We start from the raw sequence: 25,257 nt of genomic DNA, 5'->3' as shown, positions 1-25,257 counted from the left end.
CCGCGCGCGGGAAAGCGCGGCGGCGGCCGGCGTTGCGAGGGTTTGACTACGGGCGTCGGGCTTGGGGGCGCGTGCGTTCGAAGCGGGGCCGGGCTCAGGCCGCGGCGCGGCGTTGCTGGCGTTCGGCGATCAGCGCGCGCGTGCGCGGCAGTAGCTCGCGGCCGTAATCGATGGCGTCGTCGAGCGGGTCGAAGCCGCGAATCAGGAAGGTCGTGACGCCGATGTCGTAGTAGTCGGCCAGCGCATCGGCCACCTGTTCGGGCGTGCCGACCAGCGCGGTCGAGTTCGAGCGGCCGCCGCTCAGTTGCGCGATCTCGGTCCAGAGCCGCTTGTCGACGCGCGGGCCGCGTTCGGCGGCGGCCAGCAGGCGCCGCGCGCCTTCGCTCTGCTGCGGGCCGCCCACGCCGAGGCCGGCGGCCTCGCGCAGCCGGCGCGTTTCGTCGAGGATGCGGCTCGCGCGCGCCCAGGCGGCGTCTTCGGTGGCGGCCAGGATCGGCCGGAACGACACCGAGAAGCGCACCGAGCGGCCTTGCGCGGCCGCGGCGGCGCGCACGCGGCCGGTCAGGTCGCGCACCTGGTCGAGCGATTCGCCCCACAGCGCGTAGACGTCCGCATGCTTGGCCGCCACCTCCAGCGCCGCAGGCGACGCGCCGCCGAAATAGATCGGCACGTGCGGCTTCTGCGCCGGCTTCACTTCCGAGAAGCCCTGGCGGAACTGATAGAACTTGCCGTCGTGATCGAACGGGCGGTCTTCCGTCCAGATGCGGCGCAGGATGCCCAGGTATTCGTCGGTGCGTGCGTAGCGTTCGTCGTGTTCGAGGAAATCGCCGTCGCGCTGCTGCTCGCTGTCCGAGCCGCCCGAGATGAAGTGCACGCCGAGCCGGCCGCCGCTGAACTGGTCGAGCGTGGCGATCTGGCGCGCGGCCAGCGTCGGCGCGGTGAAGCCGGGGCGGTGCGCGAGCATGAAGTTCACGCGCTCGGTCACGGCCGCCGCGTACGACACCGTCAGCGTGGCCGACGGGCCGGTCGAATGATGCGGCACCAGGATCCGGTCGAAGCCGGCCTGCTCGTGGGCCTGCGCGAAGGCGCGCACGTAGTCGCGATCGACCGCGTTGCCCGACGGCGGGTGGATCTCGGATTGCTTCTGGCTGGTGATCATGCCGATGAATTCGACGCTCATCGCGGTGCTCCGATGCGGACGGCCCGGTGGGGTGCGGGCGGGATGACGAGGCCGGCGGCGGCGCGAACGGCGGCCCCAGCCGGAACATGGCGGCCAGATTAGCGTCGGGATCATGCAAGACGTAAATAATTATTTGCGCAATGAATATCAAATTTGCATGGTTTGCGCGGGCGTGCGGGGAGCTTAGGCTGTGGGTCGATTGGTTGCTGGAGAATGGCTCGCGAACGCGCGCGTGATCAGGAGCGGCGAGCTGATGGCGAGTTGATTGACCGAGCCTTTCGCGGCCGGGCGCGTGCGCGTCCGGCCCGTTTGCGCTGGCGCGTTGGATGGTTTCATCGATCGTGCCGATCGCGTTGGTTGGTCGGATCGGGGTGATGTGGCGACGCTGGCGCTGGCCGAATGCAGCCGCTTCGCGCTCGCGCACATCGCGCCGCGCGAGCCGGTGGGAAGGATGAAGGGAAAGCGGGGTTGAGGCAGATGCAGCGGCGTATCGGTATCGGCAGGCATCGGACGGCATCAGGCCGCCGCATCCTCCACGCCGAGCGCCGCGAAGCGTTCGCGCGCCGCGCCGGCCACGGCCTGCGCCGGTGCGGCCAGCCGCTCGACGCCCTCGCGCTGCGCGAGCCACAGATCGATCGACGGCCGGAAATCGCTGACGTTGACGACTTCCAGCGCGTCGCGCAGCGGGCTGGTATCGAGCAGCGGCAGCGGCACGAGGCCGAGCCCGAAACCGTCCACCACGGCTTGCAGTTGCACGTCGCGGCTGAACGCGTCGAGCGCGATGTTGACCGGCAGGCGCTGCGCATCGAGCGCGCGCTTGAGGCTCGCGCGAAAGCCGCAGCCATCGGGGTTCAGGATCCAGCCGCGCGCATGCAGGTCGGCAAGCCGGCAGCGTTTCGGGCACGCGCCGCGTGCGGCCACCACCACCAGCCGCGTGGCGCACAGCCGTTCGGCCGTGACGCGCGGCGGCAGCGCCGTGTCGCGTGCCGCGAACACCAGCGCGGCGTCGAGTTCGCCGAGCGCGAGCCGGTCGAGCAGCGGGCCGGCCCAGCCGGTTTCGACGCGCGGCGCGAGCGATGGCCAGCGCGCGCGCAGCATCGCCACCAGCCCCGGCAGCAGCAGCTCGCCGATGCCGTGGGTGAGGCCCAGCCGGAACGTGCCGGCCGGCGGCTGGGTGGCGCGCACCATCTCGCGCAGCGCATCCACTTCGCGCAGCACCGCGCGGCACTGGTCGTGCACGCGGCGGCCCAGGTCGGTCGGCCGCGGCGGCTTGGTGTTGCGGTCGAGCAGCTCGACGCCGAGCGCTTCCTCGAGGTTCTGCACGCGCCGCGTGATGGCCGGCTGGGTGATGCCGAGTTCGTGCGCCGCGTGACTCAGCGACTGGCAGCGCACCACCGCCGCGAAAGCATCGATATCACCGATTTTCATGTTACTTTTGCATGCAATGTGTTCAGGGTTATGAGCATGAATCATATTCCAAGAGGTCCCCGATGAGTGCGTTTTCCTTGCATCAAACCGCCGCGGAGCAAGCGCAGCGCGCCGCGCCGCCGCTGGCCGAATTCGTCGCCGCGTTCTCGCGGCTGCTTGACACGCGTCCCGACGAGGCGCGCGTGGTGCAGGCCGGCGGCGCGCTGCTGGCCGACCTGGTGGCGCGCGACGACTGGCTGCCCGAGGCGTTCGCGCAGCCCGATCCCGAGCGCTACCAGCAGTTCCTGCTGCATCGCGATCCGGCCGGGCGCTTCTCGGTGGTCAGCTTCGTGTGGGGGCCGGGGCAGACCACGCCGATCCACGATCACACCGTGTGGGGGCTGATCGGCATGCTGAGGGGTGCGGAATATTCGCAGCCCTATGCATTGGCCGCCGACGGTACACCCTCGCTTCACGGCGAGCCGGTGCGGCTCTCCCCGGGGCAGGTCGAGGCGGTGTCGCCGTCGCTGGGCGACATCCATCGCGTCAGCAACGTGTACGACGATCGCGTCTCGATCAGCATCCATGTGTACGGCGCCGACATCGGCGCGGTCGAACGCGCCGTGTATCGCGAGGACGGCACGCGCAAGCGCTTCGTGTCAGGCTATACGTTGCCCGCCGCGGCCTGAGCGCGGCATCACTTTTCACGGCCTGATCGCGGCTTCACTTTTTCTTCTTCATCGATTCCCAGTCACCATGTCCGATTCCGTCGTGCCTTCCTTCGTGCTTGCCGATTCCGCCGCTGCCGCGTTTCCCGTGTCGACCGTCGCCGAGGTGCGCGCCGCGCTGCTCGCGCGTGACGAACTCGCGTTCGTCGATCTGCGCGAGGAAGATCCCTACGCGCAGGGCCACCCGCTGTGGGCCGCCAACCTGCCGCTGTCGAAGCTCGAACTCGAGGCCTGGACGCGCATTCCGCGCCGCGACACGCGCGTGGTGCTGTATGGCGAGGCGGGCGGCGTGGATCTCGCGCCGCGCGCGGCGCACGTGCTGGCCGCGCTCGGCTATACGCATGTGCATCTGCTCGAAGGCGGCCTCGACGCGTGGCGCGCGGCGGGCGGCGAACTGTTCATCGACGTGAACGTGCCGAGCAAATCGTTCGGCGAATACGTGGAATCGAAGCGGCACACGCCGTCGCTGTCGGCGCAGGAAGTGCAGGCGCTGATCGACACGCAGGCCGACGTGGTGATCGTCGATGCGCGCCGCTTCGACGAATACCAGACCATGAGCATCCCGACCGCCACCAGCGTGCCCGGCGCCGAGCTGGTGCTGCGCGTGCGCGAACTCGCGCCGGACCCGGCCACGCGCGTGATCGTCAATTGCGCGGGCCGCACGCGCAGCATCATCGGCACGCAATCGCTGGTCAACGCGGGGCTGCCGAACCCGGTGGCGGCGCTGCGCAACGGCACGATCGGCTGGCTGCTGGCCGGGCAGACGCTCGACCATGGCGCGGCCCGGCGCTTTCCCGACGAGGTGTCCGAAGCGAACCGCGAGGCGGCCCGCCGCAACGCGCGCGAGGTGGCCGCGAAGGCCGGCGTGACGCGCATCGCGGCCGCCGAGGTGGACGCGCTTGCGGAGGATGGCCGCCGCACCGTGTACCGGCTCGACGTGCGCACGCCCGAGGAATACGCGGCCGGGCACCTGCCAGGCTTCGCGAACGCGCCGGGCGGCCAGCTCGTGCAGGAAACCGATCATCACGCGTCGGTGCGCGGCGCGCGCATCGTGCTGGCCGACGACGACGGCGTGCGCGCCGACATGAGCGCATCCTGGCTTGCGCAGATGGGCTGGGACGTGCGCGTGGTGGAGCCGGTGGCAGCCAGCGAACGCTCGGCCACAGGCGCCTGGCGCGCAGCCGCGCCCGAGGCCGTGCCGGTCGAGCGTATCGCGCCGGCCACGCTGGCCGCCTGGCGCGCCGAAGCCGGCGCCGATGCGGATGCCGAGGTGGCCGTGCTCGACGTGACGGCCAGCGCGAACTACGTGAAGCGTCACGTGCCGGGCGCGTGGTTCGCGATCCGCGCGCAGTTGCGCGAGGCGCTGGCCGCGATCCCGGCCGCGCGCCGCTACGTGGTGACCTGCGGCACCGGCCAACTGGCGGCGTTCGCGGCGGCCGACCTGCGCGCGCTGCTGCCCGCCGACGTGGGTGTGTATCGGCTCGACGGCGGCACGCTGGCCTGGATCGACGCGGGCCTGCCGCTCGAAACCGGCGAGACGCGGCTGGCCACGCCGCGCACCGACCGCTACCGCCGCCCGTACGAAGGCACCCAGAGCGCGGCGGCCGCGATGCAGGCCTATCTCGATTGGGAGTTCGGCCTGGTCGAGCAACTGGGCCGCGACGGCACGCATCATTTCAACGTGATCTGAGCAACGGGCGGCGCTTTCGAGCGACCGCCCGCGTTCCAGGCCCACAAGCAGGCATGACCTGCTTGCCGCTGTTCCCGATGACGCGCCTGCCCGTGCGGCGTGTTCCAAGCCTTCCGTCTCGACCTCCGGCTTGCCCGGCGTACCTTTTCACGCCATCCGATCGTCCCGGCACGCGTCTGACGTGCTGCCGGGCGATGCCTCGTGCGCCCGTCGCCTGATGACGACATTGCTGTCTTACGAATTCCGTTCCATCTGTGGAGTTTTGAAAAGGCTATGTAATGTCTGGCGCTTTCGACCTGTACTGAAAATTAAGCGTTTGCGTAATCCCAATGGATATTGCATCGCAGCATCTCCGGCACAATATGACAATTGGGTTACGGCCGATAGCAAGCCAAAAGTAAATCAGGGTTTATGCCGGGAAAGGTTTCGAGGCTGGCCCTTTCAAATAAAAAACGCTTTGTGCAGCGCGCCTTAGCGCTAACCGTTTAGTGAATTCCCTCGTTGCAAACAGCCTACGACGTACATTTGATTGTTATTGAATCGTCAGCTTCTCGGTCAGAATGGCTCCCGCATGGAACTCGCCCATGCCGTGGGAAAAGACCAAAGAATCTTGAGGATGGAGAAGCAATGAAAAAGAACGTAGCGGTTGCCATGACGGCCATCGGTCTTGCAGTGCTGGCTACGGCCGCGCAAGCGCAGAGCAGCGTCACGCTGTACGGGATCGTCGATAACGGCCTGGCTTACCAGAACAGCAGCGGTGCGCTGGGTCAGACCTCGGGCGGCCATTCGTCGGTGAAGATGTCCACGGGCGTCTGGGCAGGCAGCCGCTTCGGCTTGAAGGGTGCGGAAGATCTGGGCGGCGGCACGAAAGCGGTCTTCACGTTGGAAGCGGGTGTGAACACGGCGAACGGCACGTCGCAATTCTCGGGCGGCATCTTCACGCGTCAGGCCTTCGTCGGCCTGTCGGATTCGAAGTACGGTACGTTGACGGCCGGCCGTCAGTACACGGCCTACTACACGCTGCTGTCGCCGTATAGCCCGACCACCTGGCTGACCGGCTATTTCGGCGCGCACCCGGGCGATATCGATTCGCTCGACACCAGCTACCGCGCGAACAACTCGCTCGTCTACATGTCGCCGAAGTTCTACGGCTTCACGTTCGGCGGTTCGTATTCGTTCGGCGGCCAGCCGGGCAGCGTCAACGCCGGCTCGACCTGGAGCGCGGGCGTGCAGTACATGAACGGCCCGCTCGGCGTGGCGGCGGCATTCCAGCGCGTGAACAACGCGGCGTCGGGCGGCGGCGCATGGAGCGCGAACTCCACCACCTCGAACGGCGGCGCGCAGGCAGCCGTCTCGGCGATCAACAACGGCTACATCACGGCGCAGGCGCAGCAGCGCGTGGCTGTCACGGCGGGCTACCAGTTCACGCAGCAGTGGGACGTGTCGGTGTCCTACTCGAACGTGCAGTACATCCCGGGCTCGAACTCGACGTTCCGCAACACGGCGATCTTCAACACGGCCGGCGCCGTGCTGCATTTCAGGCCGGTTGCCGTGTGGGATCTGGCGGTGGGCTACAGCTACACGGCCGCCACGCTCGCCAACGGCGTCGCCAGCGCGGCGCGTTACCACCAGGTCACGGCATCGCAGTACTACAGCCTGTCGAAGCGCACGGGCCTGTACGCGGTCGAGGCTTACCAGCACGCGTCGGGCAACACGGTGTCGAACGGCCGCGTGATCGCCGCCACGGCATCGATCGGCGACGGTTTCAATTCCACGCCGGCCACCAACAAGAACATGGTCGGTTTGGGCGTGGGTATCATCCACCGCTTCTAAGCCTCCGCCGGTGCGCGGCGCCTGGCGTCGCGCACATGACGAAACGGGCAGCATCCGCGTTGGCGGGGCTGCCCGTTCTGCATTGGGGAGGCGGGAAGGTGCGCCGCTACGGGCGCGGGGCGATGCGGTGGCGTTCAGCCGTGGCTGTCGACCCAGGCGCGAGCCCAATCGAGGCCGGCGTGGCGCGCTTCGTCTTCGGTATCGAACACGCCGAGCACGCTCGATGCTTCGACGAGGCGGTTGTTGCGCGTGATGGTGCCGCTGGCCGCGTAGCGGTCGGGCTGCATGATTTCTTCCTGCTGGAGGATGGCGTGTCCCCAGATCTGATAGCCCTGGTAGCTTTCGGCTTCCATCAGCGCAGCACCTGGGCGCGCACGCCGCCCGGCGCGCCGACGCGCAGCACGTTGCCGTCCGGCGTGAACAGGCGGGGAATTTCGGGGGTGCCCGGCGCGGCATGCGGCGCCACGGCTTCGCCGACGCGCGGCTTGGTGGCGGCCTTCGCGGTGTCGAGCGCGGGCGGGCGCACGCCGGCATCCACCAGGCGCGGCGCGACGCGCTTGTGCTTCGTCGCTTTCGGCAGGCCTGCCTGCGTATCGCGATGGGCGCCGCCGCGCGATTCGGGCGGGTTCCAGATTTCGACATAGCGGTCGCCTGCGAATGCCGGCGACGCAACCGCCAGCAACAGCAACCCGCATCCAACCAGTTTCATGTGTTCTCCGTGTTCGCCGGAATGGGCAAGGCCCGGTTCCGGGCTGGCCCGCGCGCTGCGCGGTGACCTCGCGCGGCGGGTGTCGGCCAGCGCGTGATTGTCTCACGGACGTACGGACGAACAGGCGATTTTTACCGCGGGCCGGGCGCCGAAAGACTGGATGAATATACAGTATTTCGGAAGGCGTGGCGATCGAAGAACCGACGGCTGGCTGCCGGCCCAGACGGGGCGCGGGTTCGGCGGGCGCGGGGCGCGGCGGGTGTTCTCCCGATGCCCGACGAGCCGTGAGGCGCAGGCCGCAAGACCGTCGTGTGCGCGCGACGCCGGGGGACAATGCGGCCGGCCCGTGATAGGGCCGGCGGGGCAATGATGCGCAGCGGCGCAACGGGGATGGCGCCAAGCATGCAGCCGGAATTCAATCGGAATTCAGCCGCATATTCAACCGAACCTCAGCGCCCGTAGCTGCCGGTGCGCAGCGGCTGCGCGTCGTCGTGCGCCACCGCATCGCTCATCGGCTCGACCACCACCGGCACGCGCTGCGCGATCGCGCACATCAGCTCGTAGCCGATCGTGCCGGACGCTTCCGCCACTTCGTCCACGTGCACTTGCTGCCCCCACAGCTCGACATGCGAGCCGACCTTGGCGTCGGGGCAGGGCGTGAGATCGACGGTCAACATGTCCATCGACACGCGGCCCACCACGCGCGTGCGCACGCCGTCGACGGCGATCGGCGTGCCGGTCGGCGCGTGGCGCGGGTAGCCATCCGCGTAACCGCAGGCCACCACGCCGATGCGCATGGTTTGCGGGGCGGCGAAGCGGCGGCCGTAGCCGACGGTTTCGTCGGCCGCGAGGGTCTGCACGCCGATCAGCTTGCTGCTCAACGACATGGCCGGCTGCAAGCCGGTATCGGCGATGTCGCGCGCGATGCCGGTGGGCGACGCGCCGTACAGGATCGTGCCGGGGCGCACCCAGTCGCGATGCGCGGCCGGATGCCAGAGCACCGCGGCGGAATTCGACAGCGAGCGCTCGCCGGGCAGGCCTTCGGTGGCGGCGTCGAACACCTGCATCTGCCAGTCGGCCTGGCCTTCGTCGGCATTGGCGAAATGCATCATCAACGCGATCCGGCCGATCGACGGCGCGGCCGCCGCGCGCGCCCAGGCCGCGCGGTAAGCCTCGGGCCGGAAGCCGAGCCGGTTCATGCCGGAATTCATCTTCAACTGGATGTCGATCGGCTGCGACGGGCGCGCCGCTTCGAGCAGCGCGAGCTGTTCGTCGCCATGCACGGAGACGGTCAAACGGTAGCGATCGGCGGTGGCCACGTCGGCGGCGTCGAACACGCCTTCGAGCAGCAGCACCGGCTTGGTCCAGCCCAGCTCGCGCACGCGCACGGCCTCGTCGAGATCGAGCAGGGCGATGCCGTCCGCACTGGCCAGCGCCGGGTAGATGCGTTCGATGCCGTGGCCGTACGCGTTGGCCTTCACCACGGCCCACACGCGGGCCGCGCCGGCGCGCTGGCGGATGACTTCGAGGTTGTGACGGACGGCGGCGGGGCGGATCTGGGCCAGGATCGGACGGGGCATGGTGTTCTCGGGCGGATTCGGCTTGAACGCGCGGCGCGGCGGCCTCGATCGGGCTTCGACCGGCGCTGGATCGCGCGTAACGTTGAATTGGCAGTGACGAGCGCCATCTTATTGGCTTTGAGGCAGTTTTATTTAATGTATTTGTGGATTTTTTGGTAAAGAGCGCCGGTTTGGCGGGCTTGGCACGGCCTTGTCCGGCGCCGTTGCAGGAACGGAAACTGCGAGATTTTCCGGACGGATCGAGCGCGTGGCATCGGTTGCTCGACCGATGGGCAAGCAGGCCGCCGCGCGGCATGCTGGCTCGCGAGCGGATTCATGAATGAGTTCGTTGAAGCAGCCGGATCGGCGTCGGTGCGGATGGGCCATCCATCGCTACCATGGCGCGTCCGCGGCAGCCTCACACGACGTTCACGGAATCGACGTAAAGTGTGAGATTAATCCCATTGCGATGCCCCTGAAGGAGCGACCCATGTCCTCGTCAGACCGCCCCGTCCGGGTTCCCGGCCCCGATCATCCGATTACCGTTTCGCCCACCGGCGCGCAGGTGCGCGTGCTGGCCGGCGGCGCGCCGCTTGCCGATTCGCACGGCGCGCTGACGCTGCGCGAGGCGAACTATCCACCCGTGCAATACGTGCCGCGCGCCGATGTGGACATCACGCGCGTGGTGCGCAGCACGCACACCAGCTACTGCCCGTACAAGGGCGAGGCCACGTATTACACGATCGTCGGCCTCGGCCCGCGCGGCGAAAACGCGATCTGGTCGTACGAAGCGCCTTATGACGCCGTGGCCCCCATTTCCGGCCACTTCGCGTTCTACCCCGAGCGCGTCGACGCGATCGAGATCGCGCCTTGAGCCGTTTTTCAACGATTGCGTAACCGTTGCCGCCGCTTGCACGAACTGACGTGCACCGGCGCGCCGGCGGACCGCGCGTCCTCCGCCTGACCGACCCGCCCGCTCGCCCGCGCGACCGGGCACTTCTCCCTCTCCGGAACGCCACGATGACCAAGAACGAACTGACGGCGCACACGCTCGCGTCGACGCTGGAGCAGGACCTCAGCGAAGTCCGTCGCGCCAGCGTTGCGCTGGCCGCGCCACTGAGCGCCGAGGATCAGGTGCTGCAATCGATGCCCGATGCCAGCCCGACCAAATGGCACCTCGCGCACACCACCTGGTTCTTCGAGACCGTGATTCTCGAACGCCGCCTGCCGGGCTATACGCCGTTCGATGCGCGCTATGCCTTCCTGTTCAACTCGTACTACGAAGCGCTCGGGCCGCGTCATGCGCGGCCGCAGCGCGGGATGCTGTCGCGGCCCACGCTCGACGAGGTGCACGCCTACCGCCGCCATGTCGATGCGCATCTGCTCGAACTGGTGCGCGGCGCGGACCTGCCGCTGCTGGTCGAGATCGCGCCCGAGATCGTGCTCGGGCTCAATCACGAGCAGCAGCATCAGGAGCTGTTGCTGACCGACATCCTGCATGCGTTCTCGGTCAACCCGCTGCGGCCGGCCTATCGCGACGACGGCGGCGCGCCGCGTCTCACGGGCGCGCCCGAGCTGCCCGCCGATGCGCGCTGGCTCGCGCATCCGGGCGGCATCGTCGAGATCGGCCACGACGGCAACGGCTTCGCATTCGACAACGAAGGCCCGCGCCATCAGGCGCTGGTGCGGCCGTTCGAGATCGCCGACCGGCTCGTCACGAATCGCGACTACGCGGCGTTCATGGCCGATGGCGGCTATCGCACGTCCGCGCTGTGGCTGTCCGACGGCTGGGCCGCGGTGCAGCGCGAGGGCTGGTGTGCGCCCGCTTACTGGCAGCCGCAGCCGGGCAGCGAGGACGGCGTGCAGGCGGGCGGCGATCCGCTGGCCGGCTGGCTCGGCTTCGGCCTCGACGGCGCACAGCCGCTCGACCCCGATGCGCCGGTCGCGCAACTGAGCTTCTTCGAGGCGGCGGCCTATGCCGAATGGGCCGGTGCGCGCCTGCCGACCGAATTCGAATGGGAGGCCGCGTTCGGCCTGCCCGGCATCGCGCAGATGCTCGGCCACGTGTGGCAGTGGACGCGCTCGTCCTACGACCCGTATCCGGGCTTCCGCCCGCTGCCCGGCATCGCGTCCGAATACAACGGCAAGTTCATGGTCGGCCAGCAGGTGCTGCGCGGCAGCAGCATCGCCACGCCGCGCGGCCACGCGCGCCCGACCTACCGCAATTTCTTCCCGCCGGCCGCGCGCTGGCAATTCACAGGAGTGCGCCTTGTACGAGACCTCTGACCTGTTCCGCGCGAATCCGGGAGCGGCCCCCCGCACCCGCACCTCCAACCCGTTCGGGCGCGATCTGATCGATGCGCTGGCCACCCGGCCGCGCAGCATCTCGCCCAAATATTTCTACGATGCCGCCGGCTCCGCGCTGTTCGACCGGATCTGCGAGCTGCCCGAGTACTACCCCACGCGCACCGAGCACGCGATCCTCGAACGGCACGCGGCCGATATCGCGGCGGCGATCGGCGCCGATGCGAACCTGATCGAGTTCGGCGCCGGCTCGCTGTCGAAGATCCGCTTCGTGCTCGATGCGTGCCTGGCCGGCGAGCCGCCCGCGAGCTACGTGCCGGTGGATATCTCCGCCGCCTACCTGCGCGACGCGGCGCTCGCGCTGCGCCGCCATTACCCCGAGCTCGCGGTGGAACCGGTCGCGGCCGATTATCTGCAGGCCGAATCGATGCAGGAACTGGCGCGCGTGCCGGACCGGCGCGTGGGCATCTTCTTCGGCTCGACAATCGGCAATTTTTCGAACGACGAAGCCGATACGTTCCTGCGCCGCACGGCCTCGCTGCTGGCGGGCGGCGGGCTGCTGATCGGCGTCGATCTGGTGAAGGACACCGAAATCCTGAACCGCGCCTACAACGATGCGGCCGGCGTGACGGCGGCGTTCAACCTGAACCTGCTGGCGCGCGCGAACGCCGAACTGGGCGCCGATTTCGAACTCGCCGACTGGGCGCACCGCGCGTTCTACGACACGCACCTGCAACGCATCGAGATGCATCTGGTCAGCCGCCGCGATCAGACGGTGCACGTGAACGGCCGCGCGTTCGAGTTCGTCGAGGGCGAGACGATCCATACCGAGAATTCGCGCAAGTTCACGGTAGACGGCTTCCGCGCGATGGCCGAGCGCGCGGGCTTCGTGCCGGGCGCGGTGTGGACCGATCCGGCCGGCCTGTTCAGCCTGCACTGGCTGGCCAGCCCGGCGAAGTAACGGTTCGAGATCCGAAGTAACGAAGCGCGCTCGGCCTGCGTCGGGCGCGCCGGTAAATTCGAATTGACGTTCGGTGTGCGATCGAATTACGATGGCAGCCAGTTTCCGGGATAGACCCGGAGCACTTCACACTCTTGAGGGAGCCTCATGAGCACGCAGTCCAGGCGCTTCGACGCGCTCGTTTTCATCGGCCGTTTCCAGCCGCCTCACCGTGGTCACCTCGATGTCCTGAAAGCCGCCTTGGCGCAGGCGCCGCGCGTTTGCGTGCTGATCGGCTCGACCGACCGCCCGCGCACCATCAAGGATCCGTTCTCGTTCGACGAGCGCCGCCAGATGCTCGAATCGCTGCTCGACGACAGCGAGCGCGCCCGCGTGAAGATCGTGCCGGTGCAGGATTCCACCTACAACGACACCGATTGGGTGCGCTGGGTTCAGCAGTCGGTGGCCGGCGCGCTCGGCGGCGATGCGGTGCAGGCGAGCATCGGCCTGATCGGCCACGAGAAAGATGCCTCGTCGTACTACCTGCGCATGTTTCCGCAATGGCCGTTCGTCGAGGTCGAGCCGAGCGAGGATATTTCGGCCACCGAAATTCGCGAGCAGTATTTCGCCGAGCGGCCGAACAGCTTCGTGTCGTGGGCCGTGCCCGCGCCGGTGTTCGCGTGGCTGGAGGCGTTCCACACGCGTCCCGAGTTCGCGCAGCTCAAATCCGAAGCCGAATTCATCGCCGCGTATCGCAGGAAGTGGGCGGCCGCGCCGTATGCGGTCACGTTCGTGACCGTCGATGCGGTGGTGGTGCACTCCGGTCACATCCTGCTGGTGCGCCGCCGCAGCGCGCCGGGGCAGGGGCTGTGGGCGCTGCCGGGCGGCTTCGTCGAACAGGACGAACGGCTCGACGCGGCCTGCATCCGCGAGCTGCGCGAGGAAACCGGCCTCAAGCTGCCCGAGCCGGTGCTGCGCGGTTCGCTGAAGGATCGCCAGGTGTTCGACCATCCCACGCGCTCGCTGCGCGGGCGCACCATCACGCACGCTTCGCTGTTTCACTTCCCGACCGGCGACCTGCCGCGCGTGAAGGGCAGCGACGACGCCGACAAGGCGCGCTGGGTGCCGCTCAACGAGTTCGAGACGATGCGTGACCGCATGTTCGAGGATCACTTCGACATCGCGTATCACTTCCTCGGCAAGCTGTAACGTTTCTCCGCATCACACGCCCGGCGCGAGCCGGGCGCGTTTGGTCCGCCGGGACAGACCCGGCGGCTTCCCCCCGGTCCAGAGGAGCTCTGACCATGCAAACCGCAGACGCCGGCGGCCTCGCCGCGATTCTCGCCAATCCGATTCTCGATACGGATTCCTACAAGGCTTCCCACTTCCTGCAATATCCGCCCGACGCCACGGCGATGTTTTCCTACATCGAATCGCGCGGCGGCCGCTATGCGCGCACGCTGTTCTTCGGGTTGCAGATGCTGCTCGAGACGCACCTGAGCCGGCCCGTCACGCACGCGATGATCGACGAGGCGCGCGAGTTCTTCGCGCTGCACGGCGAGCCGTTCAACGAGGCCGGCTGGCGGCGCGTGGTGGAGCGCTACGACGGCTACCTGCCGCTGCGCATCCGCGCGGTGCCGGAAGGCTCGGTGGTGCCGGTCGGCAACGTGCTGATGACGGTCGAGTGCGACGATCCCGAGCTGTTCTGGCTGGCTTCGTATGTCGAAACGATTTTGCTGCGGATCTGGTACCCGGTCACGGTGGCCACGCGCAGCTGGCACCTGCGGCAGACGATTCGCGGCTATCTGGAGCGCAGCGACGACGATCTCTCGCAACTGCCGTTCAAGCTGCACGATTTCGGCTCGCGCGGCGTGTCGAGCGCGGAATCGGCCGCGATCGGCGGCGCGGCGCACCTGGTCAGCTTCATGGGTTCGGACACGGTGCTCGGCGTGCTGGCCGCGAACCGCTGCTACCGCGAGCCGATGGCCGCCTATTCGGTGCCGGCCGCCGAGCACAGCACCATCACCGCGTGGGGCCGCGACGGCGAGGCCGACGCGTATCGCAGCGTGCTGGCGCGTTGCGGCAAGCCGGGCGGCCTCGTCTCGGTCGTGTCGGACTCCTACGATCTGTTCGCCGCGCTCGACCTGTGGGGCGGCCCGTTGCGGCAAGCCGTGATCGATTCGGGCGCGACGCTGGTGGTGCGGCCCGATTCGGGCGATCCGCAAACCATCGTGCTGCGCACCGTGCGCGCGCTCGACGCGTCGTTCGGCTCGACGGTCAACGGCAAGGGCCGCCGCGTGCTGAACCATGTGCGCGTGATTCAGGGCGACGGCGTCAACGAGGCTTCGATCGAGGCGATCCTGGCGGCGCTCGACGCGGCTGGTTATTCGGCCGGCAACGTGGTGTTCGGCATGGGCGGCGCGCTGTTGCAGCAGGTCGATCGCGACACGCAGCGCTTCGCGATGAAGTGCTCGGCGATCCGGCGCGGCGAGACGTGGCAGCCGGTCGGCAAGGACCCGGTCACCGATCCGGGCAAGCGCTCGAAGCAGGGGCGGCTGACGCTGCAGCGTCACCGCGCGACGGGCGACTATCGCACCGTCGCGCTGCCGGCGCAGTGGAGCGACCACACCGTCGAAGGCGAATGGGAGGATGCGCTGCACACCGTGTTCGACACGGGGCGGCTGCTCGAGGAAACGACGCTGGCCGAGGTGCGTGCTCGCGCGCATGCGGGGGAAACGCTGGCGGCGGCAGCGGCCTGATCTATCGGCAAGCGTGAAAAAACGCCGGCGCAGCGATGCGGCCGGCGTTTTTTATCGTGTCGCAGCGTGCTGCGACACGAGCGCCGCGCCGCCTCAGGCCGAACGCGCCATGAACGCACGGCGGCACGCAAGACGCACGCGCGCCGCGATCCTCACCAGCGCCAGCCCGTTCTGCGCCCACACGCCCATGCCATAGTCGCGCCCCGGCCCGGCCGTGCTCGCGAGCTGATCCGAGATCCCGGTCGGTTCGAGCTTGCGGGTCCAGTCGGCCGTGCGAAACAGCATGTCCCACCACGGGAACAGCACGCCGAAATTGCAGCCATAGGCCACGCCGGTGTGGCCGTATTCGACCGCATGATGACGGCGATGAAACGCCGGGCTGACGATCAAACGCTCCAGCAGCGGCCCGTAGGCGATTCGCGCATTGACGTGTTGAATGCTCTGCAAGGTATTGCTGACCGCCACCAGCACCACGTATTGCCCCGGCTGCACGCCGATCAGCAGCGCCAGCAGTGCGAAGAACGCGCCCTGCACGACCACGTCGACGAAGTGATTGCGATCGTCGTTCCAGAACGACATGCGCTGCTGGCTGTGATGCACGGCATGCAGCTCCCACCACACGCCGAAGCGATGCTGCCAGCGGTGATACCAGTAGCCGGCGAAATCGAGCGCGACCACGTAGATCGCGAACGACACGAGCGGCTGATCGGATACGCCGGGCCAGAACTCGTCGAGGTTGACGTTCCAGACGCGGTGCACCTGCATCCAGGTTTCGGCGTGATTGAACAGCGGTTGCAGATAGACGAAGAACAGCCCGTTCACCACGCCGAGCTTGGCGATCCAGGTGTACCAGATGTCGGCGCGCACCGGCCGGCGGTCGGGCCAGCGTTCGAGCGGCCGCCAGGCTTCGAGCGGGCGCAGCACCGCCCAGGTCAGCGCGATCTCGCACACGGCCACGATTACCCAGTACAGCGCATCGTAGATGTCCTCGTCGTAGTCCATCAGATGCACATGGAACAGCAGCGGCTGCACCAGATCGACGAACACGCCGCTTTGCACGGCGCCGATCAGGTTGTCGGCCGAAGCCAGCAGCGTATCGAGCATGACGGCCTCCGTCAGTCGGGGTTCGGCGCGTAGACGGGCGCGCGATCGGCGAAGAACAGGCCGTGCGGCGAGCGGCCCACGGCGATCGTGGTGACCAGCTTGCGCGTGCTCAGGTCGATCACGCCCACATGACGCGAGAAGCGGAACGTGACCCACAGGAAACGCTTGTCGGCCGACAGTTCCATGTCGTCGGGGCCGGGCATCAGGCCGGTGATGTCGCCGGTGTTGGTCAGCGCGGTGTAGTCGAGCACGCTGATGGTGCTGTCCACGCGGTTCGTGACGGCCACGTGGCGGCCATCGTCGAGCGAGCGGAAGTTGTGCGCGCCGCGCCCGGTGTGGATCTTCTTCACTACCTGATGCGTGACGCAATCGACCACCGCCACGTCGTCCTCGCCGGTCATGCCGACCAGCAGGTAGCGGTTGCCCGGCGTCATCCACAGACCGGCCGGGTCCTGCCCGACGTGCATGCGCCAGTCCACCGTTTGCGTCGGCAGGTCGATCGCCACCACCTCGCCCGACTCCTGCAGCGTGACGTACACGGTGCGGTTGTCCGTCGAGAACGTCATGTGGCTCGGCATTTTCGCGAGCGGCAGGCGCTTGGCGAGCGTGAAGTGCAGCGGCGCGTCGTAGTGGTAGATATCCACGCGATCGAGCCGCAGCGCGTTCGTGACGAACCAGTGGCTGTCGGGCGAGAAGCCGAGCTGATACGGATCCTCGATGTCCTGCAGCGTGCCGACCACGCGGCCGGTCGGCGGGTCGACGAACATCAGGCTGTCGGACACGGAGTTCGCCACGATCAGCGTCTTGCCGTCGGGCGTGATCATCAGGTGATGCGGTTCCTTGCCGGCCGGCAGGGTGTCGACCACCTTGCGGGTGGCTTCGTCGATCAGGTTGATCCTGGCTTCGCCCGAATCGAGCACGATGACGTTGTCGGCGTGGGCGGCGAGCGGTGCGCCGGCGGCGCAGCATACGGACAGCAACAGCACGCGCAGGCGCGCGGCGGGGGAACGGAACATCTTGGACTTCCTGAGGCGGGCGTGAGGTAAGCGGAGCCATGCGGCGCGGCTCGGGCGAGCGCGCGCACGGCAGACGCGCAAGTTACCGGCTGCGTATTCAGGCGTCCAATGCATTGTGCGGATGAGACGATGCGCTGCGCGTATGAGTGGAACAATCACGGCGGGCTTGCGCCCCAGCGCGTTACGGCGCGCAGCAATGCAGGGGAAATCGAAGGCCGCGTGCAAGCGGATCGACGGCGCGACGCAGGTTCGGTGGAAGCGTGGTTGAAAGTCGCCGGGAAGAATCGAGCGTAGATGGTTGTGCGTGCAACCGGTTGCCTGCGCAACAATGGGCGCCCGATACAGGGCTTCAGCGCAGCGTGCCGAACACGCCACCGAGCGCGGTGCGCAGCAGGTCGCCCGAGGTCGGCCGGCTCACGAAGCTCATGGCCGGCGCGTAAGTCAGTTCGAAGATCAGCGCGCCCACCGTTTCCGCGTCGATCCGCAACGCCGGGTCGAGCGCGAGCAGCCGCTCGCCGAGCGTGCGCCAGTGCGAGCGCAACACGGCTTCCTGCGATTCGCGGAACGTATCGGCGGGTTTGGCGTGGCGCGCGTATTCGAGGATCAACAGCGGCCAGTTGCCTTCGCGCGAATGCTGGTCGGCCCATGCGGCGATCCGGTCGATTGCCTCGGGCAAGGCGGCCGCGCCGTCGATCGCCGCGTGCAGATCGGCGAGGCTGCGCTGGCCGTGCGCCTCCAGCACTTCGAGAAACAGCGCTTCCTTGCCCTGGAAGTTCGAGTACACCGCGCCCTTGCTGAAGCCGGCCACTTCCGCGATACGGTCGAGCGAGGTGGCCGCGTAGCCGTCGCGCGCGAACATCGCGACCGCGACCTCGAGCAGCTTGATGCGCGTTTGCGCCTGACTTGCCTCGCGGGTCAGCCTCGCCATGCCTGTCTCCCTGTGGAATGAGTGGGGGTTGGTTGAATGCCCGTCAGTATACAGATACCATTCGGTATTTGAATCGACTGGTTTGTCTTATGTACAAGAAAGGAACCGCCCTGGAATTGCAGTTTTCGCCGCGCCGGCTGACCGGCGAGGCCGGCCAGCCGTTGCAGATCGAACTGGCCGCCGACGAGGCCGACCGGCTCTACCACGCGCTCGACGCCTATCTGGCTGGCAATCCGGTGCAGGGCATGGAGCCGCTCGTGCTGAGTTTCGATGACGCCGCTCCACCTTCCACCGGCGACGCCAACGGCAATGACGATGCAACCGCCGTACCCGCCAACGCCAGCGAAGGCGCCGCGCCGGCCACCGATTTTCAACAGTTCGTTTGCCTGATCTGCGGCTGGATTTACGACGAAGCGACCGGCGACCCCGAGCACGGCCTCGCGCCCGGCACGCGCTGGGAGCAGGTGCCCGACGACTGGCGTTGCCCGCTGTGCGATGTCGGCAAGGAAGATTTCGCGTTGATGGCGTTCTGATCGAACCCGAACGTGCACGAGGCGGGGCGTGCAGCGCGCGCCTGCCGCGCCTGCCTCGCGACAGGCGGAGGCGGGCTCAAGCACCGATGACGAGGCGTGCAACGCGCCTTTCCCGCCTACTCGCCGCCACCCGCCGCGCGCCTTGCAATGACCTCACCCATCGCCACCTTCCTTTGGCGTTTTGCAAGCCGCCCGCGATCGTCCTTTAAGATGGCGGCACAGCCTTGTTTTGCCGCCCCTTTTTCGATGAGAGTGTCCCGATGAGTCAAGTCCCCCGTCCGACGCCGGATGCCGCGCGTCCCAAGGCGCAGGCGATCGCGCTCGCCGCGCTCTACACAGTGCTCGTCGCGCTGGCCCTGTGGGTAATCCGCGCTTTCCTGCCCGCCGTCGTCTGGGCCGGCGTGATCGCCATCGCGCTGTGGCCGGCGCTGCGGCGGATCAACGGGGTGCGCTGGCTGACCGGGCGCAAGACGCTGGTGGCGGTGCTGCTGACCTCGGCGGTCGGCCTGCTGCTGGTGGTGCCGGTGGCGGTGGCCGTGGTGCAGGCCGCGGCCCAGTTCCACGACGTGTTCGCCTGGGTGCGCGACGCGCGCACCAACGGCATTCCGCTGCCCGACGCGGTCAGTCACCTGCCGTTCGGCGCGCAGCAGGTCAGCGCGTGGTGGCAGGCGCATCTGGCGCAGCCGCTGCACGCGCCGACCGGCGTGAAGGGCATGAACGGCGAGGCCTTCGTCAGCTACGGCAGGGCGTTCGGCTCGCACATCGTGCATGCGGCCGTGCTGTTCGGCTTCATGCTCGTCACGCTGTTCGTGATCTTCCAGGGTGGCCCGCGCGTGTCCGATTCGCTGTTGCGCGGCGTTCGGCGCGCGTTCGGCGAGAACGGCGCGTCGCTGATCCAGCGCATGGCTTCGGCCATCTACGGCACGGTGACGGGCCTGGTGGTGGTGGGGCTGGGCGAGGGCGCGTTGCTCGGCGTGGCCTACGCGTTCGCCGGCGTGCCGCATGCGGCGCTGCTCGGGCTGGTCACGGCGGTGGCCGCGATGCTGCCGTTCTGCGCGCCGGTGGTGTTCAGCGGCGCGGCGCTCTGGCTGTTCATCGTCAAGGGCGCGGCGGCCTGGGCGATCGGGCTGGCGGTGTTCGGCTTCGTGGTGGTGTTCATCGCCGAGCACTTCATCCGCCCGGTGCTGATCGGCGGCTCGGCGCGGCTGCCGTTCCTGCTGGTGCTGTTCGGCATCCTCGGCGGCGCGGAAACTTTCGGCCTGCTCGGCCTGTTCATCGGTCCCGCGCTGATGACGGTGCTGACCGTGCTGTGGACCGAATGGATCGATTGAGCACGCGCCCGCCACGCGCGGGCGGTTTTCTGACGCGCTATTCTTGTGCGCGCAACCACTTGGCGCCGCGCGCCGTTCTCAACAGAATTCAACATAAAGGACCGCAAGGTGCTTTAGGATGCGTGGATGACAACCGATCGCGCCGCCCGGGTTCTATCCGGCATGCTGCCCACGCCCCCGCGTTCCTCCATCGCCGTGCTGCCGGTCGCCGCGAGCCTGCTGTTGTCCGGCTGCTCGTGGTTCGGCTGGCTGCATCCCTCGTTCTCCTACGCGCGCCTGCCGGTGCCGAAGGCGGCGTCGCAACACGGCGCGACCCAGCAGCGCGTGGTGGGCGCCGGCGGCAATCCGTCCAGCGTCTGGATGGTGCGCAGCGGGACCGGCGTTTGCTACAACTACATGCTCCAGCACGGCAACGAGCACCAGCCGTACTACGTGGTGTTCGACCGCCATGGCTTCGTCACGCATCATGGCTTCGCCACCTGCATGGAAGCCGATCGCAAGGGTTTGCTGCGTCGCGCGGCGCCCGCCGCCTGAGCTTTCCGGGCTGTTGAGCGTTTAAGCCACCGAGCCACCGAGCTTTCGCGCTTTCGAGCGGAAAGGGCACGGCGGCCGGCGCGGGCCATGCCGCTTGCGCCGTGCTGTCAGGCCTTGCCGGGTTTCCAGGCGGCCGAGGCTGCTTCCCACGCCGCTGCCGGCAGCGCAACCCGGCCCGCCGCCTCCCCGAACTCAAGCCAGCGTATCCACCACCCCGCCATCCACGCGCAACGCCGCGCCCGTGGTGGCCGACGCCTGCTGCGAGCACACGTACACCACCAGGTTCGCCACCTCCTCGGTGGTGGCCGGGCGCTGCAGGATCGAGCTGGGGCGCTGCGTGCGCACGAATTCCACCGCCACTTCGTCGACCGTCTTGCCTTGCTGATCGGCGCTGTCCTTGAGCATCGCCTTCACGCCTTCCGACAGCGTCGGCCCCGGCAGCACCGAATTGACCGTCACGCCGCTGCCGGCCGCGAGCTTGGCGAGGCCGCGCGCGATCGACAACTGCGCCGTTTTCGAAAACCCGTACTGGATCATGTCGGCCGGGATATTCAGCGCCGATTCCGACGAGATGAACACCACACGCCCCCAGTCGCGGTCGAGCATCGTCGGCAGGTAGTGGCGCGAGAGCCGCACACCCGACATCACGTTCATCTGGAAGTAGTGCTCCCATTCGTCGTCGTCGATATCGAAGAACGGCTTCGGGCCGTAGATGCCGGCGTTGTTGACGAGGATATCGACGTGCGGCGCGGCCTCGGTCAGTTGCTTGACGCCGGCCGCGTGCGACAGGTCGGCGGCCACGCCCGAGGCGGCGACGCCGGGCACCGACGCGCGCAGTGCCGCGAGCGCGGCTTCCACCGAGCGCTCGCTGCGGCCGTTGACGATCAGCGTCGCGCCGGCGCGGGCCAGGCCGTCGGCGATGGCGTAGCCGATGCCGCCCGTCGAGGCGGTTACCAGCGCGGTCTTGCCAGTCAGGTTGATCTGCATGAGAAAGACTCCGGAAAGGGCGTTGTAACGAATGCAGGCGGCGAGCCGCTGGCGGCCTGCGGGTGGACGACGAACCGTGTGTCAGGTTAGACGAATCGGCGCATGCCCGTACGCACGCCGATCCGCTGCCTGCCGAGCCACCCGATCCGGTGCTTCGGCGCGGCCGCAAAAAATATTTTGGATGACGTGGGAATAAAACGCGAGGTGCTTGTGTTCGCCCATTTGTACCGCAGCGTTTCCTGGCCTCTCAGGCAAACGAAGCGTTCCACTCCCCTCAATGAAGTGTTTCCGGAGAAGTCAGATGAAGCTGAAATCCTTGATCGCCGCCACCCTCGCCTGCACCGCCCTGACGGGCGCCGCCACGGCCTTCGCGCAGGACAACACGGCCGCCGCGCCGATCAAGAACGTGGTGCTGGTGCACGGCCTGTACGCCGACGGTTCGAGCTGGGCCAAGGTGATTCCGCTGCTGCAGGCCAAGGGCCTGCACGTCACGGCGGTGCAGAACCCGACCACCTCGTTCGACGCCGACGTGGACGCGGTCAAGCGCGCGCTCGCGCAACAGGACGGCCCGACGCTGCTGGTCGCGCACTCGTACGGCGGCATGGTGATCAGCCAGGCCGGCGACGATCCGAAGGTCAAGGGCCTGGTGTATATCGCGGCGCGCGCGCCCGATGCCGGCGAGGATTACCCGGCGCTGACCAAGAAATTCCCGGCCGCCCAGGCGTCGGCGGGCCTGCAATGGTCGCAGGACGGTTTCGGCAAGCTGTCGGAACAGGCCTTCGTGCATGATTTCGCGGGCGACCTGCCGGCGTCGGAAGCGCGTGTCTATTACGCGGTGCAGCAGCCGATGGGCAAGCCGATCACGATGGCGAAGACCACCGTTGCCGCGTGGCACGACAAGCCGACCTGGTACGCGGTGTCGACCGAAGACCGCACGATCAACCCCGATCTCGAACGCTTCATGGCGCAGCGCATGCACGCGCACACGATCGAGATCCAGTCGAGCCACGTGTCGCTGCTCTCGCATCCGGCCGCCGTGGCGAACCTGATCATCGAAGCGACCGGCGAAGCGAAGTAAGCGTTGCGGTAAGCGGGAAACGGAGGCAAGGATCGGCGCGGGTGCGTCGATCCTTGCTTTCGCACTCCGAAGTATCAGGCGGGCGGCGCGACGCTGCGCATCCAGTGAGCGATGCCGCTCACCACCTGTTTCTCGATGCCGAAATAGCCGTGCGGCGACAACGAGCTGCACGGGTTCGACGACTGGGCCACGCCGCCTTCCACGCGCAGCACGGTGGCCGTGGTGTGCGACATCGACCGGGCGATTTCGTCGGCGCGCGCGGGCGGCGCGACGGTGCAGGCATCGTCGCGGTTCGCCACCACCAGCGCCGGCGCGCGCACGCGCTCGGGCCGCGCGTCGAACACCGTTTCACCCGAATGCCCCACCACCGATACCGATTCGGTCAGCACGATGCCGGCCAGTTCGCCGTCGCGCGCGGTCGAGCCGGCCGCCATCGCCGCGATCGAGCCCTGGCTGGTGCCCATCGCCCACAGCGGCTGGTCGGTCAGCGTATGCGCGTATTCGAGAATCTCGCGCAGCACTTGCCGGTAGGCCTCGGTGCTGCGCTCGCCGCGCAGCGATTTAGTGCCGATCGCATCGACGATCACGACGCCGTAGCCGAGCCGCGCCCACAGCTCGCGGGTCCGCACCACGAAGTTGTTGTCGTGGCGCAGTGTGCCGTCGCGCTCGATGCCGACGTCGCCCGCGCCGCCCGGAAACATCACGATCACGCCGCGCATCGGGCCGGCCGGGCCATAGAACAGCACGCGCTGATGTTCGCCGCCGGGCAGCGGCAGATCCTGCACGGCGCTGCGCGTGGCGAAGTCGGCGGCGCTGGCGGCCGCCGTGGCGGGCGGCGGCGTGTCGCCGTCGCGTGTGACGCGGTGCGCGCTGGCGCTGCCCGCAAGACCGAGCGCGAACAGCGCGCCCGCAACGACCGACAACCGGAACCGACGATTCATTTCTTGACCACCGAGTGTGCTGGAGCCCTGACAGGGACGTGACGACTGGGCGACAAGCCTACGCCACGAGCGGGCGGTCTGACCAATATGTTTTGGCGTACGCAGCAATATCGACGGCGTATGCCAGGGCGCCAGCGTGCCAGCGTGCCAGCGGCGCCGGCTCGCGATCAGGCGGCGTGTCGCGGGCGGGCCTCGCGGCACGCGTCGTCGATCGCGCGTTCGAGCCGCGTCACGCCTGCCTCGATCGATTCGACCGGCACGTTGCCGTAACCGAGCACCAGGCCGTTGTAGGGCGTGGTATCGGTGCCGGGCAGGCAGAACGGCGAGAGCGGGCGCAGTACGAGATCGTGCGTGGCGGCCGTGCGCGCCACCTCGAGGTCGGACACCGGCGCGTCGAGCCGGGCCGACAGATGCATGCCGCCGTCGCCGGCCGAGACCGTGAGCAGGCCGCCGAGACGGCGCGTGAGCGTGTCGTGCAGCACGTCGCGGCGCTCCGCGTAGACGCGCCGCATGCGGCGCAGATGGCGGCTGAAATGACCGGCCTCGATGAATTCGGCGAGCGCCAGGTGATCGGCGAGCCGGCCGCGCGGCGACAGTGCCGACGAGACGTGTTCGAGCGCCGGTGCGATCGCGTCGGGCGCCACCACGAAGCCGATCCGCAGCGCCGGGAACATCACCTTGCTGAAGGTGCCGAGGTAGATCACCGGCGCGTCGCGCACCGCGCTTTGCAACGCGGCCAGCGGCGTGCCGTGATGGCGGAATTCGCTGTCGTAGTCGTCCTCGACGATCCACGCGCCGGCCTCGCGCGCAGCCTGCACGAGCGCGACGCGCCGCTCCTGCGACATCACCGCGCCGAGCGGGTACTGATGCGAGGGCGTGATGTAGATGAGCCGCGGCGGCGCCTCGCGCCATTGCGCCGGGTCGGGCGCGAGGCCGTGCGCGTCGACCGGCACCGGCACGAGCCGCAGCCCGGCCGCCTGCAGGGCCACGCGCGCGCCGCCGTAGCCGGGGTTCTCGATCCAGGCGATGTCGCCCGCGTCGGCGAGCGCACGCGCGCACAAGTCGAGCCCGTGTTGCGAACCATCGGTGATCAGGACCTGCTCGGCCTCGCAGGCCACGCCGCGCGACACGCGCAGGTAGGTGGCGATGGCCTGGCGCAGCCGCAGGTTGCCGGCGCCCGGCTGATAGTCGAGCTGGGCCGGGCCGACGCGCCGCCACGCGCGTTCCACCGCGCGTCGCCAGGCCGCCAGCGGAAACGCGTCGAGCGCCGGCACGCCGGGCACGAATGCGCCGGTGGCATACGGGCGATCGGCCTGGCGGCTCAGGCCGGCGGCGCGGTGCGACAGCGGTGGCAGGGCCAGCGGCGTGGCCTGATCGGCGCGCGCCGGCGGCAGCCCGGTGCGGGCCACGCGCGTGCCTTGCCGGTCGGCGATCACGAAGCCTTCCGCACCGAGCCGCTCGTAGGCGTGCAGCACCGTGTTGCGTGCGATGCCGAGCGCCTCGGCCAGCGTGCGGGAGGAGGGCAGTGCCGTGTCGGCGTCGAGGCGGCGTTGCAGGATCGCCTCGCGCAGGCTGGCGTAGAGGCTGTGCTGGCGCGTCGGGCGGCTGTCGCCGTGAAGCGAGGCGGGAGCCGTGGCCGTCGACAGCAGAACGCGGAAATCCATCGTGGTTCCAAAAAAGAGGGAGAAGCTGGATC

General features: G+C 68.5%; 24 protein-coding genes. 13 read left to right on the top strand and 11 right to left on the bottom strand.

Going from position 1 to position 25,257, the window contains the following annotated elements:
• Positions 1–94: 94 nt before the first annotated feature.
• Positions 95–1,180 carry an LLM class flavin-dependent oxidoreductase gene (locus ACYP33_RS11620; RefSeq protein ID WP_414440014.1) on the bottom strand — a complete coding sequence of 362 codons (1,086 nt, stop codon included), beginning with the start codon at positions 1,178–1,180 and terminating at the stop codon, positions 95–97.
• Between the two features lie 265 nt (positions 1,181–1,445).
• Here ACYP33_RS11620 and ACYP33_RS11615 point away from each other — a divergent pair, with 265 nt between their 5' ends.
• Positions 1,446–1,652 carry a hypothetical protein gene (locus tag ACYP33_RS11615; protein WP_459621740.1) on the top strand — a complete coding sequence of 69 codons (207 nt, stop codon included), beginning with the start codon at positions 1,446–1,448 and terminating at the stop codon, positions 1,650–1,652.
• Between the two features lie 44 nt (positions 1,653–1,696).
• Here ACYP33_RS11615 and ACYP33_RS11610 read toward each other — a convergent pair whose 3' ends face one another.
• Positions 1,697–2,608, bottom strand: a complete 912-nt coding sequence (locus ACYP33_RS11610; RefSeq protein ID WP_414446740.1) for a LysR family transcriptional regulator — start codon at positions 2,606–2,608, stop codon at positions 1,697–1,699.
• A gap of 62 nt (positions 2,609–2,670) precedes the next feature.
• Here ACYP33_RS11610 and ACYP33_RS11605 point away from each other — a divergent pair, with 62 nt between their 5' ends.
• The 3 genes from ACYP33_RS11605 (at position 2,671) to ACYP33_RS11595 (ending at position 6,838) form a co-directional block, all read left to right on the top strand.
• Entirely contained in the window at positions 2,671–3,276 is a 606-nt protein-coding gene (locus tag ACYP33_RS11605; protein ID WP_459621739.1) for a cysteine dioxygenase family protein, read from the top strand.
• A gap of 67 nt (positions 3,277–3,343) precedes the next feature.
• Positions 3,344–5,005 (top strand): rhodanese-related sulfurtransferase, encoded by a 1,662-nt coding sequence (locus tag ACYP33_RS11600; RefSeq protein ID WP_459621737.1) that lies wholly within the window; start codon positions 3,344–3,346, stop codon positions 5,003–5,005.
• A 627-nt stretch (positions 5,006–5,632) separates the two neighbouring features.
• A complete protein-coding gene (locus ACYP33_RS11595; protein ID WP_459621735.1) occupies positions 5,633–6,838 on the top strand; it encodes a porin in 1,206 nt (401 codons plus the stop codon).
• A 134-nt stretch (positions 6,839–6,972) separates the two neighbouring features.
• Here ACYP33_RS11595 and ACYP33_RS11590 read toward each other — a convergent pair whose 3' ends face one another.
• The 3 genes from ACYP33_RS11590 to alr form a co-directional block, all read right to left on the bottom strand.
• Entirely contained in the window at positions 6,973–7,191 is a 219-nt protein-coding gene (locus tag ACYP33_RS11590) for a hypothetical protein (RefSeq protein WP_414440008.1), read from the bottom strand.
• Positions 7,191–7,547 (bottom strand): hypothetical protein, encoded by a 357-nt coding sequence (locus ACYP33_RS11585; RefSeq protein WP_414446744.1) that lies wholly within the window; start codon positions 7,545–7,547, stop codon positions 7,191–7,193. The genes ACYP33_RS11590 and ACYP33_RS11585 overlap by 1 nt, the downstream gene beginning before the upstream one ends.
• Positions 7,548–7,996: 449 nt before the next feature.
• Entirely contained in the window at positions 7,997–9,127 is a 1,131-nt protein-coding gene (gene alr, locus ACYP33_RS11580; RefSeq protein WP_459621733.1) for an alanine racemase, read from the bottom strand.
• A gap of 469 nt (positions 9,128–9,596) precedes the next feature.
• Here alr and ACYP33_RS11575 point away from each other — a divergent pair, with 469 nt between their 5' ends.
• From ACYP33_RS11575 to ACYP33_RS11555, 5 genes are all read left to right on the top strand, one after another.
• The gene (locus ACYP33_RS11575; protein ID WP_459621731.1) at positions 9,597–9,980 is read left to right on the top strand and encodes a DUF427 domain-containing protein; all 384 of its coding nucleotides are present in this window, start codon (positions 9,597–9,599) and stop codon (positions 9,978–9,980) included.
• A 146-nt stretch (positions 9,981–10,126) separates the two neighbouring features.
• Entirely contained in the window at positions 10,127–11,392 is a 1,266-nt protein-coding gene (gene egtB / locus ACYP33_RS11570; RefSeq protein WP_459621729.1) for an ergothioneine biosynthesis protein EgtB, read from the top strand.
• Entirely contained in the window at positions 11,376–12,371 is a 996-nt protein-coding gene (egtD, locus tag ACYP33_RS11565; protein WP_414446748.1) for an L-histidine N(alpha)-methyltransferase, read from the top strand. Before egtB ends, egtD begins: the two co-directional genes overlap by 17 nt.
• A gap of 147 nt (positions 12,372–12,518) precedes the next feature.
• Entirely contained in the window at positions 12,519–13,559 is a 1,041-nt protein-coding gene (locus tag ACYP33_RS11560; RefSeq protein WP_459621727.1) for a bifunctional nicotinamide-nucleotide adenylyltransferase/Nudix hydroxylase, read from the top strand.
• 95 nt (positions 13,560–13,654) lie between these two features.
• Complete coding sequence (locus ACYP33_RS11555; protein ID WP_459621726.1) at positions 13,655–15,109, top strand: nicotinate phosphoribosyltransferase; 1,455 nt, start codon at positions 13,655–13,657, stop codon at positions 15,107–15,109.
• Positions 15,110–15,202: 93 nt separating this feature from the next.
• On the opposite strand, the gene ACYP33_RS11550 is transcribed toward ACYP33_RS11555, so the two are convergent.
• The 3 genes from ACYP33_RS11550 to ACYP33_RS11540 form a co-directional block, all read right to left on the bottom strand.
• Positions 15,203–16,213: a sterol desaturase family protein gene (locus ACYP33_RS11550; protein WP_459621725.1), complete on the bottom strand. Its 1,011-nt coding sequence runs from the start codon at positions 16,211–16,213 to the stop codon at positions 15,203–15,205.
• Positions 16,214–16,224: 11 nt separating this feature from the next.
• The gene (locus ACYP33_RS11545) at positions 16,225–17,229 is read right to left on the bottom strand and encodes a YVTN family beta-propeller repeat protein (RefSeq protein ID WP_414446752.1); all 1,005 of its coding nucleotides are present in this window, start codon (positions 17,227–17,229) and stop codon (positions 16,225–16,227) included.
• A gap of 349 nt (positions 17,230–17,578) precedes the next feature.
• Positions 17,579–18,157 carry a TetR/AcrR family transcriptional regulator gene (locus tag ACYP33_RS11540; protein WP_459621723.1) on the bottom strand — a complete coding sequence of 193 codons (579 nt, stop codon included), beginning with the start codon at positions 18,155–18,157 and terminating at the stop codon, positions 17,579–17,581.
• An 89-nt stretch (positions 18,158–18,246) separates the two neighbouring features.
• On the opposite strand from ACYP33_RS11540, the gene ACYP33_RS11535 reads away from it, so the two are divergent.
• From ACYP33_RS11535 to ACYP33_RS11525, 3 genes are all read left to right on the top strand, one after another.
• A complete protein-coding gene (locus tag ACYP33_RS11535; RefSeq protein WP_459621722.1) occupies positions 18,247–18,690 on the top strand; it encodes a rubredoxin in 444 nt (147 codons plus the stop codon).
• A 260-nt stretch (positions 18,691–18,950) separates the two neighbouring features.
• On the top strand, positions 18,951–20,021 hold the full coding sequence (locus ACYP33_RS11530; RefSeq protein WP_459621721.1) for an AI-2E family transporter: 1,071 nt from the start codon (positions 18,951–18,953) through the stop codon (positions 20,019–20,021).
• A 162-nt stretch (positions 20,022–20,183) separates the two neighbouring features.
• Entirely contained in the window at positions 20,184–20,555 is a 372-nt protein-coding gene (locus ACYP33_RS11525; RefSeq protein ID WP_414442017.1) for a hypothetical protein, read from the top strand.
• Between the two features lie 192 nt (positions 20,556–20,747).
• Here the strand turns inward: ACYP33_RS11525 and ACYP33_RS11520 are convergent, their stop codons facing one another.
• Positions 20,748–21,542 carry an SDR family NAD(P)-dependent oxidoreductase gene (locus ACYP33_RS11520; RefSeq protein WP_459621720.1) on the bottom strand — a complete coding sequence of 265 codons (795 nt, stop codon included), beginning with the start codon at positions 21,540–21,542 and terminating at the stop codon, positions 20,748–20,750.
• Positions 21,543–21,843: 301 nt separating this feature from the next.
• On the opposite strand from ACYP33_RS11520, the gene ACYP33_RS11515 reads away from it, so the two are divergent.
• Positions 21,844–22,620 (top strand): alpha/beta hydrolase, encoded by a 777-nt coding sequence (locus ACYP33_RS11515; protein WP_414439995.1) that lies wholly within the window; start codon positions 21,844–21,846, stop codon positions 22,618–22,620.
• 74 nt (positions 22,621–22,694) lie between these two features.
• Here the strand turns inward: ACYP33_RS11515 and ACYP33_RS11510 are convergent, their stop codons facing one another.
• Together ACYP33_RS11510 and pdxR are read right to left on the bottom strand one after the other, a co-directional pair.
• Positions 22,695–23,561, bottom strand: coding sequence for an alpha/beta fold hydrolase (locus ACYP33_RS11510; protein ID WP_414446758.1), 867 nt, complete (start codon positions 23,559–23,561; stop codon positions 22,695–22,697).
• Between the two features lie 167 nt (positions 23,562–23,728).
• Positions 23,729–25,225 carry a MocR-like pyridoxine biosynthesis transcription factor PdxR gene (gene pdxR, locus ACYP33_RS11505; RefSeq protein WP_459621717.1) on the bottom strand — a complete coding sequence of 499 codons (1,497 nt, stop codon included), beginning with the start codon at positions 25,223–25,225 and terminating at the stop codon, positions 23,729–23,731.
• Between the last annotated feature and the right edge of the window lie 32 nt (positions 25,226–25,257).

The sequence above is a fragment of the Burkholderia sp. 3C genome, from assembly GCF_054589155.1.
Note: the sequence above shows the minus strand (reverse complement) of the source record. Positions and strands in the feature narration are given on the sequence as shown.

Excerpts from the sequence above, each read along its gene's own strand:
- ACYP33_RS11620 (WP_414440014.1), bottom strand. The coding sequence starts at position 1,180 with ATGAGCGTCGAATTCATCGGCATGATCACCAGCCAGAAGCAATCCGAG.
- ACYP33_RS11610 (WP_414446740.1), bottom strand. The coding sequence starts at position 2,608 with ATGAAAATCGGTGATATCGATGCTTTCGCGGCGGTGGTGCGCTGCCAG.
- ACYP33_RS11605 (WP_459621739.1), top strand. The coding sequence starts at position 2,671 with ATGAGTGCGTTTTCCTTGCATCAAACCGCCGCGGAGCAAGCGCAGCGC.
- ACYP33_RS11600 (WP_459621737.1), top strand. The coding sequence starts at position 3,344 with ATGTCCGATTCCGTCGTGCCTTCCTTCGTGCTTGCCGATTCCGCCGCT.
- ACYP33_RS11595 (WP_459621735.1), top strand. The coding sequence starts at position 5,633 with ATGAAAAAGAACGTAGCGGTTGCCATGACGGCCATCGGTCTTGCAGTG.
- ACYP33_RS11590 (WP_414440008.1), bottom strand. The coding sequence starts at position 7,191 with ATGGAAGCCGAAAGCTACCAGGGCTATCAGATCTGGGGACACGCCATC.
- ACYP33_RS11585 (WP_414446744.1), bottom strand. The coding sequence starts at position 7,547 with ATGAAACTGGTTGGATGCGGGTTGCTGTTGCTGGCGGTTGCGTCGCCG.
- alr (WP_459621733.1), bottom strand. The coding sequence starts at position 9,127 with ATGCCCCGTCCGATCCTGGCCCAGATCCGCCCCGCCGCCGTCCGTCAC.
- ACYP33_RS11575 (WP_459621731.1), top strand. The coding sequence starts at position 9,597 with ATGTCCTCGTCAGACCGCCCCGTCCGGGTTCCCGGCCCCGATCATCCG.
- egtB (WP_459621729.1), top strand. The coding sequence starts at position 10,127 with ATGACCAAGAACGAACTGACGGCGCACACGCTCGCGTCGACGCTGGAG.
- ACYP33_RS11560 (WP_459621727.1), top strand. The coding sequence starts at position 12,519 with ATGAGCACGCAGTCCAGGCGCTTCGACGCGCTCGTTTTCATCGGCCGT.
- ACYP33_RS11555 (WP_459621726.1), top strand. The coding sequence starts at position 13,655 with ATGCAAACCGCAGACGCCGGCGGCCTCGCCGCGATTCTCGCCAATCCG.
- ACYP33_RS11550 (WP_459621725.1), bottom strand. The coding sequence starts at position 16,213 with ATGCTCGATACGCTGCTGGCTTCGGCCGACAACCTGATCGGCGCCGTG.
- ACYP33_RS11545 (WP_414446752.1), bottom strand. The coding sequence starts at position 17,229 with ATGTTCCGTTCCCCCGCCGCGCGCCTGCGCGTGCTGTTGCTGTCCGTA.
- ACYP33_RS11540 (WP_459621723.1), bottom strand. The coding sequence starts at position 18,157 with ATGGCGAGGCTGACCCGCGAGGCAAGTCAGGCGCAAACGCGCATCAAG.
- ACYP33_RS11535 (WP_459621722.1), top strand. The coding sequence starts at position 18,247 with ATGTACAAGAAAGGAACCGCCCTGGAATTGCAGTTTTCGCCGCGCCGG.
- ACYP33_RS11530 (WP_459621721.1), top strand. The coding sequence starts at position 18,951 with ATGAGTCAAGTCCCCCGTCCGACGCCGGATGCCGCGCGTCCCAAGGCG.
- ACYP33_RS11525 (WP_414442017.1), top strand. The coding sequence starts at position 20,184 with ATGCTGCCCACGCCCCCGCGTTCCTCCATCGCCGTGCTGCCGGTCGCC.
- ACYP33_RS11520 (WP_459621720.1), bottom strand. The coding sequence starts at position 21,542 with ATGCAGATCAACCTGACTGGCAAGACCGCGCTGGTAACCGCCTCGACG.
- ACYP33_RS11515 (WP_414439995.1), top strand. The coding sequence starts at position 21,844 with ATGAAGCTGAAATCCTTGATCGCCGCCACCCTCGCCTGCACCGCCCTG.
- ACYP33_RS11510 (WP_414446758.1), bottom strand. The coding sequence starts at position 23,561 with ATGAATCGTCGGTTCCGGTTGTCGGTCGTTGCGGGCGCGCTGTTCGCG.
- pdxR (WP_459621717.1), bottom strand. The coding sequence starts at position 25,225 with ATGGATTTCCGCGTTCTGCTGTCGACGGCCACGGCTCCCGCCTCGCTT.